The 14,901-nt window shown below is 72.3% G+C and carries 18 protein-coding genes; 7 read left to right on the forward strand and 11 right to left on the reverse strand.

What is annotated here, in order from left to right; translation table 11 throughout:
* The first annotated feature begins 25 nt into the window (after positions 1 to 25).
* The 4 genes from HAV39_RS00220 to HAV39_RS00235 all read left to right on the forward strand — a co-directional run bounded on the left by HAV39_RS00220 (position 26) and on the right by HAV39_RS00235 (position 4,085).
* Positions 26 to 1,204, forward strand: a complete 1,179-nt coding sequence (locus tag HAV39_RS00220) for a hypothetical protein (RefSeq protein ID WP_191837103.1) — start codon at positions 26 to 28, stop codon at positions 1,202 to 1,204.
* Positions 1,205 to 1,208: 4 nt separating this feature from the next.
* A complete protein-coding gene (locus HAV39_RS00225; protein ID WP_239120923.1) occupies positions 1,209 to 2,594 on the forward strand; it encodes an FAD-binding oxidoreductase in 1,386 nt (461 codons plus the stop codon).
* Between the two features lie 149 nt (positions 2,595 to 2,743).
* Positions 2,744 to 3,451 (forward strand): SDR family NAD(P)-dependent oxidoreductase, encoded by a 708-nt coding sequence (locus HAV39_RS00230; protein ID WP_191837104.1) that lies wholly within the window; start codon positions 2,744 to 2,746, stop codon positions 3,449 to 3,451.
* Positions 3,452 to 3,485: 34 nt separating this feature from the next.
* Positions 3,486 to 4,085, forward strand: coding sequence for a TetR/AcrR family transcriptional regulator (locus tag HAV39_RS00235; RefSeq protein WP_191837105.1), 600 nt, complete (start codon positions 3,486 to 3,488; stop codon positions 4,083 to 4,085).
* A 10-nt stretch (positions 4,086 to 4,095) separates the two neighbouring features.
* On the opposite strand, the gene HAV39_RS00240 is transcribed toward HAV39_RS00235, so the two are convergent.
* Positions 4,096 to 5,052, reverse strand: a complete 957-nt coding sequence (locus HAV39_RS00240) for a GlxA family transcriptional regulator (RefSeq protein ID WP_191837106.1) — start codon at positions 5,050 to 5,052, stop codon at positions 4,096 to 4,098.
* 167 nt (positions 5,053 to 5,219) lie between these two features.
* Here HAV39_RS00240 and HAV39_RS00245 point away from each other — a divergent pair, with 167 nt between their 5' ends.
* Positions 5,220 to 5,873, forward strand: a complete 654-nt coding sequence (locus HAV39_RS00245; protein ID WP_191837107.1) for a DJ-1/PfpI family protein — start codon at positions 5,220 to 5,222, stop codon at positions 5,871 to 5,873.
* Positions 5,870 to 6,025, forward strand: coding sequence for a hypothetical protein (locus HAV39_RS00250; protein ID WP_191837108.1), 156 nt, complete (start codon positions 5,870 to 5,872; stop codon positions 6,023 to 6,025). The genes HAV39_RS00245 and HAV39_RS00250 overlap by 4 nt, the downstream gene beginning before the upstream one ends.
* Here the strand turns inward: HAV39_RS00250 and HAV39_RS00255 are convergent.
* The 4 genes from HAV39_RS00255 to HAV39_RS00270 all read right to left on the reverse strand — a co-directional run bounded on the left by HAV39_RS00255 (position 6,022) and on the right by HAV39_RS00270 (position 8,414).
* Positions 6,022 to 7,080 (reverse strand): beta-ketoacyl-ACP synthase III, encoded by a 1,059-nt coding sequence (locus HAV39_RS00255; protein ID WP_191837109.1) that lies wholly within the window; start codon positions 7,078 to 7,080, stop codon positions 6,022 to 6,024. The two genes, HAV39_RS00250 and HAV39_RS00255, sit on opposite strands and share 4 nt — an antisense overlap.
* 110 nt (positions 7,081 to 7,190) lie before the next feature.
* Positions 7,191 to 7,442, reverse strand: coding sequence for a hypothetical protein (locus tag HAV39_RS00260; protein ID WP_191837110.1), 252 nt, complete (start codon positions 7,440 to 7,442; stop codon positions 7,191 to 7,193).
* Between the two features lie 43 nt (positions 7,443 to 7,485).
* The gene (locus tag HAV39_RS00265) at positions 7,486 to 7,683 is read right to left on the reverse strand and encodes a hypothetical protein (protein ID WP_191837111.1); all 198 of its coding nucleotides are present in this window, start codon (positions 7,681 to 7,683) and stop codon (positions 7,486 to 7,488) included.
* A gap of 140 nt (positions 7,684 to 7,823) precedes the next feature.
* On the reverse strand, positions 7,824 to 8,414 hold the full coding sequence (locus HAV39_RS00270) for a hypothetical protein (RefSeq protein WP_191837112.1): 591 nt from the start codon (positions 8,412 to 8,414) through the stop codon (positions 7,824 to 7,826).
* 184 nt (positions 8,415 to 8,598) lie between these two features.
* On the opposite strand from HAV39_RS00270, the gene HAV39_RS00275 reads away from it, so the two are divergent.
* Complete coding sequence (locus HAV39_RS00275; RefSeq protein ID WP_191837113.1) at positions 8,599 to 9,525, forward strand: CehA/McbA family metallohydrolase domain-containing protein; 927 nt, start codon at positions 8,599 to 8,601, stop codon at positions 9,523 to 9,525.
* 23 nt (positions 9,526 to 9,548) lie between these two features.
* Here HAV39_RS00275 and HAV39_RS00280 read toward each other — a convergent pair whose 3' ends face one another.
* The 6 genes from HAV39_RS00280 to HAV39_RS00305 all read right to left on the reverse strand — a co-directional run bounded on the left by HAV39_RS00280 (position 9,549) and on the right by HAV39_RS00305 (position 14,896).
* Complete coding sequence (locus tag HAV39_RS00280; RefSeq protein WP_191837114.1) at positions 9,549 to 10,121, reverse strand: hypothetical protein; 573 nt, start codon at positions 10,119 to 10,121, stop codon at positions 9,549 to 9,551.
* A 221-nt stretch (positions 10,122 to 10,342) separates the two neighbouring features.
* Positions 10,343 to 10,600 carry a hypothetical protein gene (locus tag HAV39_RS00285; RefSeq protein ID WP_191837115.1) on the reverse strand — a complete coding sequence of 86 codons (258 nt, stop codon included), beginning with the start codon at positions 10,598 to 10,600 and terminating at the stop codon, positions 10,343 to 10,345.
* Positions 10,601 to 10,816: 216 nt separating this feature from the next.
* A complete protein-coding gene (locus HAV39_RS00290; RefSeq protein WP_191837116.1) occupies positions 10,817 to 11,908 on the reverse strand; it encodes an ABC transporter permease in 1,092 nt (363 codons plus the stop codon).
* Positions 11,905 to 12,798: an ABC transporter ATP-binding protein gene (locus HAV39_RS00295; RefSeq protein ID WP_191837117.1), complete on the reverse strand. Its 894-nt coding sequence runs from the start codon at positions 12,796 to 12,798 to the stop codon at positions 11,905 to 11,907. The genes HAV39_RS00290 and HAV39_RS00295 overlap by 4 nt, the downstream gene beginning before the upstream one ends.
* Positions 12,799 to 12,878: 80 nt before the next feature.
* Positions 12,879 to 13,598 carry a response regulator gene (locus HAV39_RS00300; RefSeq protein ID WP_191837118.1) on the reverse strand — a complete coding sequence of 240 codons (720 nt, stop codon included), beginning with the start codon at positions 13,596 to 13,598 and terminating at the stop codon, positions 12,879 to 12,881.
* Positions 13,595 to 14,896: a sensor histidine kinase gene (locus tag HAV39_RS00305; RefSeq protein WP_191837119.1), complete on the reverse strand. Its 1,302-nt coding sequence runs from the start codon at positions 14,894 to 14,896 to the stop codon at positions 13,595 to 13,597. Before HAV39_RS00305 ends, HAV39_RS00300 begins: the two co-directional genes overlap by 4 nt.
* Between the last annotated feature and the right edge of the window lie 5 nt (positions 14,897 to 14,901).

Raw genomic sequence — 14,901 nt, forward strand, 5'->3', positions numbered from 1 at the left:
CCCCCACCCCTCATAAAGGAGATCCATGAGTACCCTTCCCGCATCTCAACGGCCGTTGCGCCGGGCCGGCGCGGCGACCGCGCTGGTCGCGATGCTGCTGGCCGGGGGCTGCCAGTCCGGCGGCGACACCCCCGCGGCTCCGGCGCCCAGCGCGGGCAGCGGCTCCATCGACCTGGCCGCGGTGTGCCCGGCGACGGTCGTGGTGCAGGCGGCGTGGACGCCCGAGGCCGAGCACGGCGCGCTCTACGGCCTGCTGGGCCCGACGCCCACGATCGACGCCGGGGCCAAGAAGGTCACCGGCCCGCTGATGTCCGGCGGGCAGAGCACCGGCGTGAACATCGAGATCCGCGCGGGCGGCCCGGCGATCGGTTTCCAGAACGCCGGCGCGCAGATGTACGCCGACCCGTCGATCATGCTGGGCCAGGTGGCCACCGACGACGCGATCGGCCTGTCGGCCAAGCAGCCCGTCGTCGCGGTCGTCGCGCCGTTCGACATCGCGCCATACATGATCATGTGGGATCCGGCGGCGAACCCGAACTTCAACTCGATCGTCGACATCGGCAAGACCGACACCAAGGTGCTGTTCTTCAACGGTGCGACCTACATGGACTACCTGACCGGGTCCGGCATCCTGCGCCGCGGCCAGGTCGACGGCGCGTACGACGGCAGCCCCACCCGGTTCCTGTCGGAGAAGGGCAAGATCGCCCAGCAGGGCTTCGCCACCAACGAGCCGTTCATCTACGAGAAGGCCCTGCCGCAGTGGAAGAAGCCGGTCAAGTTCCAGCTCATCCACGACACCGGCTACCCGATCTACCCCGAGGCCGTCGTGGTGCGCGCGGACAAGAAGGCCGAGCACGCCGCCTGCCTCAAGCGCCTGGTGCCGATCATCCAGCGCTCGCAGGTCGAGTACGTGAAGAACTTCGCCGCGACCAATGACCTGATCATCAAGCTGAACGACGCGTACAAGGGCTTCCCGTACAGCAAGGAGCAGGCGGCCTACAGCGTCGAGCAGCAGCTCAAGCTGAAGATCGTCGGCAACGGCGGCAACGCCACCCTGGGCGACTTCGACGTCGACCGGGTCAAGCAGGTCATCGGCATCGTCGGCCCGATCTACGCGGGCCAGCGCAAGGAGGTCAAGGCGGGTCTGACCGCACAGGACCTGGTGACCAACGAGTTCATCGACCCGGCGATCGGGCTGAGCTGACCTCGTGAGCACCCTGGAACCACCTCCGCTGGCGCACGTCGCGCAGTGGGCGAGCCGCCGGGCCCCTGGCCCGGCGGCTCTCGCCGCCTTCCTCGACGCGCTCGCCGCCGCCCTGCCGGCCGACCGGGTCAGCACCGTGGAGTCGGCGCGCCTGGCCGCGTCCCGGGACGGGGCCTACCTGTCGCCGCTGCTGTCGGCGGTGCTGCCCGAGCGGCTCGCCGACGTCGTGGTCCGGCCCGACGACACCGCGCAACTGCAAGCAGTGGTAGGCCTCGCGCACGCACACGGCGTGCCCGTCGTGCCCCGCGGCCGCGGCACCGGCAACTACGGCCAGGCCGTGCCGCTGGCCGGTGGCGTCGTCGTCGACCTCAGCGACGCCGACCGCGTGCTGGAGGTCGGCAACGGCTGGATCCACGCCCAGGCCGGCGCCACCTTCGTCGCACTGGAGGCCGAGGCCCGGCGCACCGGCCAGGAGATCGCGATGATGCCGACCACCGTGGGCAGCACCATCGGCGGTTTCCTGGGCGGCGGCGCGGGCGGGCTCGGCTCGATCGAGCACGGCTGGCTCTGGGACGGCTTCGTGCAGGCCCTGGAGGTGGTGGGCTGCCCGCCCCAGGACGAACCTCGCCGGGTGCACGGCGCGCAGTGCCTGCCGTACCTGCACGCCTACGGCGTCACCGGGATCATCGCCACCGCCACGGTCAAACTCGCCCCGGCCCGGGACTGGACCGCGGTGCTCGCCTCGTTCCCCGGCCCGGCCGGCGCGGAGGCGACCCGGGCCGGGCTGGCCCTGCTCCGCCTCGATCCGGCGCCCCGGCTGGTGTCGGTGGACGAGCCCGCCCTGGTCGCCACCTATCCCGCCGACCCGGCGCTGCCCGCGGGCCGGCACAGCCTGCGAGCCGTGGTGGACACCGGCGTCGCGGACGCCGTCGCCGGGATCGTCGCCGCGCACGGCGGCCGTGTCGACAAGGTCGACCCGGGCGCGGTCGGCTACGTGTCGACGCTGTCGTTCAACCACGTGACGCTGCGGGCCAAGAAGGCCCGGGCGGAGCTGTGCCACCTGCAGGTCGGCGGAGCGCCGCTGGTCGCCGACCCGGACGCGGTCCGGGCGGCGGTGCCGGGCGCGATGCTGCACCTCGACGGCATGCGCCCCTACCTCGACCCGGCCGACCCGGTGCGCGGGCGAGGCTTCGGCGGCCTGCTGCTGGCCCCGTTCCACGACGCGGCGACCCTGTACGCCGGGGTCGAGCGGCTGCGCGAGCTGGGGGTGCACGTCGTCGACCCGCACACCTGGCTGCTGGACGGCCCGGCCCTGCCCGGCATCCGGGCCGCGGCGGCCGCCAACGATCCGCAGGGCCTGCTCAACCCCGGCAAGCTCCCGCCGCTTTAGCCATCCGATCGCCACGGCAGGACTGCTCCAGTCGGAGCAGTCCTGCCGTGCCGCGTCGTGGCGTGGTAGGGTAAATAACTGGTTAGTTACTTGTCGCTCGCAACGCCTCTGGCGAAGTCACGCGACAGACCACAGCACCAGGAGTAATCATGACCGTCACGCTCATCACCGGGGCCAACAAGGGGCTCGGCTTCGAATCCGCCCGCAAGCTCATCGCCGCAGGCCACACCGTCTACGTCGGCGCCCGCGACCCCGAACGGGGCAAGCAGGCAGCCGAGCAGCTGGGCGCCCGCTTCGTCCACCTGGACGTCACCGACGACGCCTCGGTCACCGCCGCGGCAGCGGCGATCGAGGCCGACGGCGGGCTCGACGTGCTCGTCAACAACGCCGGCGTCGAACCGCGTACGGCCGACGGCGGTTTCGTGCCCGTCGCGGAGGTCACCGCCGACGCGGTGCGCGCGGTCTTCGAGACCAACGTGTTCGGGCAGGTGCGCATGCTGCACGCCTTCCTGCCGCTGATGCAGCGCTCCGCGGCCCCGGTCGTGGTCAACGTCAGCAGCGGCCTGGCGTTGGTGCGCGAGCTGGTGAGCCCGGACTCGCCGGCGCACTTCTACCCGGACGTCGCCTACCCGTCCTCGAAGGCCGCGGTCAACATGCTCACCGTCCAGTACGCCAAGGCGTACCCCACGGTCAGGATCAACGCCGTCGATCCCGGGTTCACCGCGACCGACCTGAACCACCACGCCGGAACCCAGACCGTCGCGGAGGGAGCCGAGGTCATCGTCCGGATGGCCCAGCTCGGCCCCGACGGCCCCACCGGCGGGTTCTTCGACAGCAACGGAAGCATCCCCTGGTGAGCCCCGCGACTGCCACGCGGCGGGAGTCCCGCCGATGACGACCACGCCGCGCACGCCGCGCGCCCGCGACGCCCGCGCCACCAAGGCACTGCTGCTGGAGGCGGCGACGGACGAGTTCGCCGAGTACGGATTCGCCGGTGCCCGCATCGACCGGGTCGCCGAACGCGCCGGTGCCAACAAGCGCCTGCTGTACGTCTACTTCGGCGACAAGAACGACCTGTTCGACGCGGTGCTCGAGGAGCAGACGCAGGCCGTCCTGCAGGCCGCTCCGCTCCACGACGGCGACCTTGAGGCCTTCGCCGCCGCCAGGTTCGACTACATGATCGCCAACCCGAAGGCGCGGCGGCTCGCCACCTGGCGCACCTTCGAACGAACCGAACCGACCGAGGCCGAACGGGCGGCGTTCGGAGCCCGTGTCGACGGCGTCGCGGCGGCCCAGCGGGCCGGGCGGCTCCGCGCCGACATTCCCGCCCTCGACCTGTTCGCCATCGTCCTGCGGATGACCGAGAGCTGGCTGGGCGCCCCGTCCGGCCTGCTGGCCGCGGCACCCGGCGATCCCATGTCGCCGAGCCGGATCCAGGAGCACCGCGCGGCACTGCTCGCGGCGGTCCGCAGCGTCGTAGCTGTGCGCTGACTCGACGGCATCATGACCGAACGGCCTGCCGCCGCCGGAAGGTGGTGCGGTAGTGCTGCGGGCTGGTGCCGACGATCCGCTTGAACCGGTCGCGGAACGCGGTGGGCGAGCCGAAGCCGACCTGGGCCGCGATCCGGTCGACGGGCTGGGTGGTGGCTTCGAGCAGGTGCTGCGCGCGGCGGATGCGGGCCCGCAGCAGCCACTGCAGCGGGGTGGTCCCGGTCTGCTCGCGGAAACGGCGGTTGAGCGATCGGATGCTCATCCCGGCTCGCGCGGCGATGTCGTCGAGGCTGAGGTCGGCGGCGCAGTTGTCCTCCAGCCAGGTGAGGACCGGTTCGAGCCGGGAGCCGCGGGGAACGGGCGGCTGGTCGTGGACGACGAACTGGGCCTGGCCGCCCTCGCGTTCCAGCGGCATGACCGACAGGCGTGCCGCGTCCGCGGCCACCGCGGAGCCGTGGTCGCGGCGGATCAGGTGCAGGCACAGGTCCAGGCCGGCCGCCGCACCGGCCGAGGTGAGCAACTGCCCGTTGTCCACGTAGAGCACGTCCGGGTCGACGTCGATCTCCGGGTGGCGCTGGGCCAGCAACCCGGCGGCGATCCAGTGGGTGGTGGCGCGCTGCCCGTCGAGCAGCCCGGTCGCGGCGAGGATGAACGCGCCCGAGCAGATCGAGGCGATGCGGGCGCCACGGGCGGCGGCGGCCCGCAGCGCGTCGAGGACCTCATCGGGTACGCGGTCGACGTCCGCGCTGCCCGGCAGGATGATCGTGTCCGCGGTGCCGAGGGCGTCCAGGCCCCACGGCGGCTGCAGGGTGAACGCGCCCGCGTCGACGGTGGGCATCGCGCCGCAGACCCGGACGCGGTACGGGACCCGGCCGTCGGGCAGTCGCGTGCGGGAGAACACCTCGATGGGTGTGGCCAGGTCGAACGGGATGACCTGGTCGAGGGCGAGCACGGCCACGATGTGCATGGCCGGAACTATAGAAGGCACCGGGTTTCGGCCAGGGCGGCGGAGCAGCGAATCCGCACCCTGGAAACGGTTGGCGAGAAACCGTTGGATGACGGCAATCCAGCCACTTCTACTGATCATGGCCACTGGCTAGCGTCGACGGTGCCACCGAGGAGGTCCGGTTCCCGATGCTCGCTCAGTTCGTATTGTTCGACGGATTCGATCCGCTCGACGTCATCGCCCCCTACGAGGTCCTGGCCGCCGCCGGGGCGGTCACCGACGGCACCATCGACGTCGAACTCGTCAGCGCCGAAGGCCCGCGCCCGGTGCCCAGCGGGCTGGGGCTGCTGACGCTGCAGGCCACCACCCGGCTCGACCCGCAGCGTGCGGACCTGATCGTCCTCCCGGGCGCGGCCGGCCGGTTGCCCGATGACGGCGAGCCCGCCGACGACAGCATCCCGGTGATCCTGGGCCGCACCCTCGAAACCGACCTGCCCGCCCTGCTCGCTCAGGCACTCGACCGGGCCGGCGTCACGGTGGCCACCGTGTGCGGCGGGTCGCTGATCCTCGCGATGGCGGGACTGCTGGAGAACCGCCCCGCCACGACCCACCACCTGGGCATGGACCTGCTCGGCGCGACCGGCGCGGTCCCCGTCGACGCCCGGGTCGTGGACGATGGCGACCTGGTCACCGCCGCCGGCGTCACCTCGGGCCTGGACCTGGGCCTGTACCTGCTGGACCGGGAGCTCGGCCCGGAGGCGGCGCTGGCCGTGGAGCGGTTGTTCGCCCACGAGCGGCGCGGCACCGTCTGGCGGCGCACCACCGCGAGGGCGGCGGCATGAACGAGCCGCGGCCACCGGTCGAGGGCACCTGGGAGCTCGCCATCCTGACTCCGCTCGGCCGGCAGCACACCGTACTCACGCTCACCCGCCGCGACGGCAAGCTGCCGGCGTCACGGGTCACCGGGCAGCGCGCCACGCCGGCGGACGGCTAGGGCAGGGTCACCACCTGTGCGGCGTACGACAGTCCGGCGCCGAACCCGATGAGCAGCGCGGTCCCGCCGCGGGGCGCCTGGCCGTCGCGCCGCATCCGCTCCATGGCCAGCGGGATCGACGCGGCCGAGGTGTTGCCGGCCTCGGCGATGTCGCGGGCCACCGGCACGTCTGCGGGCAGTTTGAGTGCCCTGATCATCGTGTCGATGATTCGCATGTTGGCCTGGTGCGGGATGAAGGCGTCCAGGTCGTCGACGGTGATGCCGGCGGCCTGCAGCGCGCGCTGCGCCACGGGCGCCATCTCGTAGGAGGCCCACCGGAACACCTGCTGACCGGACATCTGCCAGAAGGGCCGCGGCCCGCTCGGGTCGTCGGCGAACGACTTCCAGTCGCGGGTCTGGCTGATCACGCCGGACAGGCTGCCGTCCGCACCCCAGACGACCGGGCCGATACCCGGCCGCTCTGCCGGGCCGATCACCACGGCGCCCGCGCCGTCCCCGGGGATGAACGCCGTCGCCCGGTCGTTCTTGTCGATGAGGTCCGTCAACCGCTCGGCGCCGATGACCAGCACGTAGCGGGCGGTGCCGCCGTGGATCATGTCCCGGCCGAGCGCGACGCCGTGGCAGAACCCGGCACACCCGGCCGAGAGGTCGAAGGCCGCCGCGTGCACCGCGCCTAGCTGGTGGGCGATCTGCGGGGCGAGCGCCGGCGTCTGCTCGAGATGCGACACCGTCGCCAGGATCACGCAGCCCACGTCGGAGGCGGCGATTCCGGCGTCGGCCAGCGCCGCGGCCGCCGCCTGGACGGACATGGCGGCCAGCGTCTCATCGGGCTCGGCCCAGCGGCGCTCGGTGATCCCGGACCGCGTCCTGATCCACTCGTCGGTCGAGTCGATCCAGGTGCAGAGTTCCTCGTTGGTGAGGACACGGCGCGGCCGGTACACCCCGAGCCCGAGGAGCCGCGCAGGTGACGCCGGGCCAGGTGCGGCGAGCTCACGGCCGGTCGGCGCGGGCGCCCGCCCGCCCTGTTCCGTGACCGGCGGCGTCTGTGCTGGCATGGTGTACGACTCCTGGCTCGTGATGAGGTTTCCCCCGATGACGCGGAGGGTGATTATCACCGTGGTCGGCGCATGGTCCGGGGCGCGGCGGCGACAGTGTTACGGAGGCGTTACACGAACTCCGTCGCCACCACGGCCGGCCGGATCGAGGATCCGAGCCGCACGATCCGTGCCCAGCCGGGCGTCGAGGTGTACCAGGACATCCAGCACGTAGCCCTCGTAGGCCGGTCCCGCCGCCAGGTGGCGCTCCCGTCCGTGAGGCGGTCGACGAAGCCACCGCCGCCGAGCAGTTTGAGGTACCGGCGATCGCCGTCGCGAGGGCCCATGACGTATCGCCGGAACGGCGCATGCGCGTTCCGCACCCGGCTTTCCTCCGCCGTCACGGCCGAGCGCGCGCGATCGGTCTCAGAACGGGCCGCTGGAGCTGGAACTCTCGGTGTTCGAACCGTGCGGGCCGTGCGGCGGGCGGGGCTCCCGATCGCCGAAGTACACATCGCGGCTGGGATCGAGGTGGCTGCGCTCCCTGCTGCGCCTGGCCCCGATGATCACCATGGCCACGATCAGCAGCCCCAGCACGCTCGCGAAGATCAATAACCACTCCATGGCACGCACAGTAGATGATCCACGCCAGACCGTCCATGGGCCACGATCGCACCAGCCGGGCTCTGCGCATCCCGGCACAGGTCCGCCGACGGGTGCCGCCGCGCACCGCGACCATCGGCGGCGGCGTGACCCGGCGAAAGTCAGGGTGCGGGCGTCGGCAGTGTCGCGGGCGGCTCGCACACGCCGACCTCGGTCATCCCGTGAATGGAGGAGATCGGCACCAGCGTGCGCGCCTTCGCGGTGATCCGGTTCGCCGGCTGACCCGGATCGGGCAGCACGGTGACATAACCGTCGGGTTCCAGGGAGACCAGGCCGCAGATGATCCCGTGGTCGTAGGTGAGCTGGATCAGACTCGCCGGAGCGGGGGCCGCGGGAACCAGCCAGCCGCCGAGCACGGTGAGCCCGACCAGGCCGAGGCCCGCGACGGCGAAACGCCTCACGGTCGCCACGCTCCGGGCGGCGGAGCCGGCCGGCGGCGCGGCGGCCACGGTGACGGCCAGCAGCACCGCCCGCGCCAGCAAGGCGAACCCGGCGAGCAGCAGCGCTCCGGCGAGCGCCTGCACCGTCCAGTGCAGGTCGGTGAAGTCACCCGGCCCGCGGATGATGAGTGCGGCGGCCAGCAGCGCGGTCACTGCGGTGAGGCCGTTGCGCCAGGTGGCGGCGTGCGTGTGCACGCCGTCGGACGACACGGGATCGGTGGGGCTGTCGGGAGCGGTTCGTTCCTCGGTCATGCTGGTTACCTCGGTTCGGTTCGGACGGCGCACCCCGGGCAGGGCGCAGCGATGAGCGTAGATCAATGGGCACGCTCCCATCCAGAGTGTCCCACCGGCGCGGGAACCGGTTACACAGATAGATATCGCTCTTCGTTAACCCTCGGGCACCCACCTGTTGCCGATGATCATTTTCACTGTCGCCATGACTCACCACCACGGTCACGACGGCGCCGGCCACCACCACGGCACCGACCACACCCACTCCGAGCTGGGCCGGCGCGCCGTGCTGGCGGGCGCCGGCGGTCTGCTGATGCTGGCCGCCGCGCCCGGCTCCGCGTACGCGAACACCACCCCGATCGCCGCCGGCTCCCCCGCCCGGATCGCCCCGAAGTCCGGTGCCGCGCGCGCCTCGCAGCTGACCCAGGGCACCCTGCTGGTCCACGCGGATCTGCACAACCACACGCTCATGTCGGACGGCGACGGCAACCCCGACCTGGCCTTCCAGTCCATGCGCGACGCCGGCCTGGACGTGGCGGCGCTGACCGACCACGCCACGCTGTTCGGCATCAGCGGCCTGTCCAAGTCGGAGTGGGACCGCACGGGGGTGCTGGCCGGGGCGGCCGACGACCCGGGCGACTACACGGCGATCCGCGGCTTCGAGTGGTCGCACCCGACCCTGGGCCACGTCAACGTGTGGGGCACCGCGAACTTCACCGATCTGCTGGCCTCGGGCAGCATGAGCAATCTCTACAACTGGATCAACGGCGTGGACGGCGTCGGCAGCTTCAACCACCCCGGCCGCGAGGTGCAGCGCTTCAACAATTTCAGTCTGTCCTCGGCGGCCGTGGACAACATGGTCGCGCTGGAGATGTTCAACCGCGGCGACGACTACCTCTTCGACGGCTGGGCCGACCACGGCAGCTCACCGCTGACCGCCTGCCTCAACGCGGGCTGGCGCACCGGCCTCACCGGTGTGTCCGACGAGCACGGCACGAACTGGGGCTGGACTGAGGGGGTGGTGCTGCGCGTCTCCGACCCGGCGCAGGCCAACCCGAGCCCAGGCCCGGCCGGGCACCCCTGCAACGACTGGGGCGTGGCCTACGCCAGCCCGTGGTGGCTGCAGCCGTAGCCGTACCCTGCCTGCACGCCGGGTCAGACGATCCCGGCGTGCAGGTACACCTCGGCGGACTCGTCGGACTCGTACAGCGCGACCTCGACGTCTACGAGCACGTCACCGGACGCGGGCTGCTGGTGCAGCGAGCGGTAGTGCCGGGCGGAGTCCTGCGGCCAGCCGAAGCCCGCGGTCGTCTTCGGGTCGAACGGCAGGCCGGCCGTCTCGGTCCGCCGACCGATCAGGAACAGGCCGTTGAGCACCAGGAACTGGTTCATGCAGTGCCGGTCGCCGGTGAAGCGCAGGTAGAACGAGTCCGCCTCCCACTGGGCATACCGGTAGTAGCGCACGCTGGCCGCGGCGCAGTCGGGCAGCCCCAGGTGGTAGCGGTGCAGCGTGCCGGGGAGATCCTGGGTCTGGCTGCCGGGATAGGCGCGCGGGTCCCGTGGCGGGTGGTCGCGCGACAGCGCGTACCAGAGCACCAGCACGGCGACCGCCAGCAGCGCCGCCACGGCACGCAGCCAGCGGCGCGGTTCGCCCGGTCGGCTGTGGCGTGCCCGGCCGCGGACGGCCTGCGTCGCCTGCTCGGCGGACTCCACATCGAGCACGTCCATCGGCCCCCCAACCCGATCTTGCTGGGCTGACCCTATCGTGCCGACCACCGCAGCAGCCCGAGTTGGCTCGTGCCGTGCCGGAGCCGATCGAGCGTGTCTTCGGCGCTCCTGCGCGCACCGGCGCTTTCGAGCGTCGCGCGGTCAAGTCCCGAACCTGCGCTCCCGCCACCTGCTGGACGAGTGGGGCTGACCGCCGCGCGAGGCGCTGACGCCACGCGGCGTCAGCGCTGCAGGCGGTGCCGGGACAGCACCACGGCGAGCCAGGCCGAGCGGACCTGACGGAACGCCTCGACCTGGTCGGAGCCGCCGGGGTAGGCGCCCGCGGCGCGCAGTCTGCCCGCGGCCAGCTGCAGTTCCCGCACCGCGGCGAGGTAAGAGCGGCCCGCGCGCGAGTGCGACACCGCCGGGTGCCGAGCACGCAGCCAGGTCACGCGCACGTAGGTCCTGCCCTCGTTCCTGATCACGAGCCTGATCGACACGCCCTCACGTTCCCGCACGATCAGGTAACGAGTGAACGCGTCAAAACCGCACATTTGCCGCACTGATCCGGCTGCGCCGCCAACCAGTGCACGGGGTGGGCTTCGTTTCTCCGCCGGCCTCTTCGGATCCGGAGCGCCTTCCCGCATCGCGACGGCCCCTGGCACATGGCGCCAGGGGCCGTCGTGGGAAGCCGCCGCCATCGGCGGCCGGTGCTGCTAGGCGGACTCGGCGTCCAGCTCGACCAGGCGGCGAGCCTCGCGGTCGCGCCACGCGGCGGCGATCGAGGTACGACCGTTGCTGCGCAGCAGCGAGCCCTCGTAGATCCGGGCCCCGGCGAACAGCACGGCCACCGCGCTCGCGGCGAGGATGAGCAGTGCCAGCGCCGGCTCCCAGCCCGCCGCGTCACCCTGGAACAGCCGCACCGGCATCGCCGCCGGTGCTGAGAACGGGATGTACGACAGCACCTTCATCACGACCGGGTCGCTGCTGAACATCACCACGCCGAAGAACGGCAACAGCACCAGGATCTGCATCGGCATCGACGCGCCGTTGATGTCCTCCTGCCGGTTGACCAGCGCGCCGACGGCGGCCCACAGCGCTGCCAGCATGACGAACCCGACGAGGAAGAACGGCAGGAACCAGCCGATCGCGGGTCCGAGCAGAGTCAGCAGCCCGCCGCCGGAGTCGGAGAACCGCATCCCGGCGAGCGCGACCACCGCGATCAGCGCGATCTGGCCCATCGCGAGCGCAGCGCCGGCCAGCACCTTGCCCGCCAGCAGCACCCGCACCGGAACCGAGGCGACCAGGATCTCCACGACCCGGGTCTGCTTCTCCTCGGTGACGCTCTGCGCGATCTGCAGGCCGAACGTCAGCGACACGAAAAAGAAGATCATGGCGAAGACCATCGGCACCAGAATCGCCAGCGTGTCATCGACAGCGCTCGGATCGAGCAGCTCGACGGTCGGCCGAGTGCTCAGCGCGTTGACCAGGTCGCCGGGGGCGTCGGTCATGGCGATCACCGTGCCGTCGGCGAGCAGCGCCCCGTCGACCTCGCCGTCGCGCACCAGGGACCGCGCGGCCGCGTCGTCGGCGACGGCGCGCACGTCGAGCCCGGCGGCGCCGAGCGCGGCCGGCGCGGTCCCGCTCACCGCGACCTGGGACGCGTCGTCGCCGAACATCGCCGGCACCACCGTCGCACCGACCGCGAACAGCAGGAAGAACACCGTGCTGAACAGGAACGCCTTGTCGCGCAGCTTCACCCGGACCTCGCGGGCGGCCACGATGCGCACGGCTTCGAAGGTGTTCACTGGGCGACCTCCCGGAAGATCTCTGCGAGGGACGGGGTGACGGGGCCGAACGCGCGCACCGGGCCGCGGGCCAGTGCCGCCTGCAGCACCTGCTGGCCGTCGGCGGAGGGGTCGAGTTCGAAGACCGCGTGCGCGCCGTCGAGGTCGGTCAGGTGTACGCCCGGATGGTCGCGCAGCCAGCCGGCGTCGCCGTCGACGGTCAGCGTGTACCGGGGCAGGGTGTGCTCACTGCGCAGCTGGCCGCGCGCCCCCGCGGCACGGATCCGCCCCGCGGCGATGATGACCAGGTCGTCGCAGAGCCGCTCCACCACGTCGAGCTGGTGGCTGGAGAACAGCACCGGCACGCCCCGCTTCGTCCGGTCGCGCAGCACCTCCACCACGGTGTCGACGGCGAGCGGGTCGAGGCCCGAGAACGGCTCGTCGAGCACGAGGATGTCCGGATCGTGGATCAGCGCGGCGGCGATCTGGGCACGCTGCTGGTTGCCCAGCGACAGTTTCTCCAGCGCATCGCCCGCGCGCTCGCCCAGGCGCAGCCACTCGATCAGGTCCTCGGCGTTCCGGCGCACCGCGTCACGGCCGAGACCGTGCAGCCGACCCAGGTAGACGAGCTGGTCACGGACGGTCATCTTCGGGTAGAGGCCGCGCTCCTCGGGCATGTAGCCGATCCGGCGGCGGACCTCCCGGTTCAGCCGGGAGCCGTCCCAGGTCACCTCGCCGGTGTCGGGGGCGAGCACGCCCATGATGATGCGCATGGAGGTGGTCTTGCCGGCACCGTTCGCACCGACGAACCCGGTCATGCGCCCGGCGGTGACGTCGAAACAGACCCGATCGAGCACCTGCCGATCGCCGAACCTGCGGCTCACCGCGTCAACGCGTAGCACTTTCGTCATACCCGCAGACGCTAGGCGCACGGCGGAGCGCTGCCGTCCGCCGGCGGATCGATCTTGCGTCCGTCGCGAGGATGATCCGCTCAGCCGCCCGGGGTGACCACGCCGTGCTCGTACGCGAACACCACCGCCTGGGTGCGGTCGCGCAGCCGCAGCTTCGCCAGCACCCGGCTGACGTGCGTCTTCACGGTGGCCTCGCCCAGGAACAGCCGGGTGGCGATCTCCGCGTTGGTCGCGCCGCCGGCCAGCAGCACCAGCACCTCGTACTCGCGCGGGGTCAGCTCCTTCAGCTCCTGCGCCGATGCCGCGGGCGCGGCGGCGGGGCGGGCGAACTTCGCGATGACCCGCCCGGTGATCTCCGGGGCGAGCAGCGCGTCGCCGCGGGCCAGCACCCGCACCGCCTCGATCAGCGCCTCCGGCGAACCGTTCTTCAGCAGGAAACCGCTGGCCCCGGCCTGCAGCGCGGCGAACAGGTAGTCGTCGCGATCGAACGTGGTCAGGATCAGCACCGCCGGACCGTCGCCCGCCGCGGTGATGCGCCGGGTCGCCTCCAGCCCGTCCACGCCGGGCATCTCGACGTCCATCAGCACCACGTCCGGCGCGGTCGACGCGGCCAGCGCCACGGCCTGCTCCCCGTCGGCCGCCTCGCCGACGACCTCGAGGTCGTCCTCCGTCTCCAGGATGACCCGGAACCCGCTGCGCACCATCCGGTGGTCGTCGGCGACCAGGATCCGGATCACGCCCGGCTCGCCTGCGCGCTCGCCGGCCGCACCGGTGACCGGCCGCGCGTGCTGCCCGCTCATACCGCCGCCTCCGCCGTCTCCGCCGGGCAGGCCGGGCGGGCCGCGAGCGGGAACCGGGCCCGCACCCGGAAGCCGCCCTGCGGGCGCGGGCCGGTCTCCAGGGTGCCGTCATGGGCGGCGACGCGCTCCCGCATGCCGATCAGTCCCAGACCCGCGCCGGGCCGGTCGGCACGCCCGCCGCGGCCGTCGTCGGTGGACTCCACCTCCAGCTCCAGCGCCAGGTACCGGATACGTACGTCGATGGTGGCGGCCCCGGCATGCTTGAGCGTGTTCGTGACCGACTCCTGCACGATCCGGTACGCGGCCTGGGACAGCGAGTCCGGCAGCGGCACCGGCGCGCCGAACACCCCGAACCGCACCGTCAGCCCGGCGTCGCGGGCCCCGTCCAGCAGCGTCTCCACCCGGTCGATGCCCACCGTGGCCGGGCCCTCGTCGGCGCCCGTGCCCCGGCGCAGCAGGCTGAGCATGCGCCGCAGCTCGTCGACCGCGGTGCGGGCGCTCTGCTCGATCGCCTCCAGCGCCGTACGAGCCCGAGCCGGGTCCTTGTCCATCACCCGGCGGCTCGCCGCCGCCTGCACGCCCATCACCGACACGTGGTGCGCGACCACGTCGTGCAGTTCCCGGGCGATGCGCAGCCGCTCGCCCATCACCGCCCGCTCCCCCTCCTCGTCCCGGGCCCGGCGCAGCTGTGCAGCCTGCACCTCCAGCTGATGCTGGCGTCGCGCGGCCACCCAGGACATCTCGCCGAAGAAGTACGAGAACCCGAACGCCAGCGCGTTGACCAGCACCGCGTTGACGATCGTGGCCAGCAGCGGCGGCACCGGCCCGGCCGCGTCGGCGAACGCATCCGGCGGCACCGAGTCGATGGACAACCAGATCGACAGCAGCAGCCAGGCCATGATCGCGCCGATGATGCCCGCCCGCACCTGCCGTGACCGCCGGTGATCGGCGGCCCACGCCCCGGAGGTGTAGATCGCGCAGAACAGCGAGCCGGTGGCCAGCTGCATCTCCGGCGCGGCCCGGACCTGCGCGACGATGAACGCCGCCGACACCACCGTGCCGACCACGAGTGGGAAGCGGCGGCGCACCGCGAGCGGTGCCGTGATCGCCAGCGACCAGAACGCCTGCTCGGGCCAGCTCGGCGGCGGGCCCAGATGGAATGCGCCGGCGCTGGCGGTCAGGGTCAGGTTGAACAGCGCCACAGCGGTCACCGCCAGCCCGATGAACACGTCTGCGCGCCGCTGCTCGGCGGTCGGGCCGGGGCGTCGCCAGGTGTCGGAGCTCCCCAGGGTGGTCATCCCGT

It is taken from the genome of Catellatospora chokoriensis (assembly GCF_011297315.1).
GTDB classification, from domain to species: Bacteria; Actinomycetota; Actinomycetes; order Mycobacteriales; family Micromonosporaceae; genus Catellatospora; species Catellatospora citrea.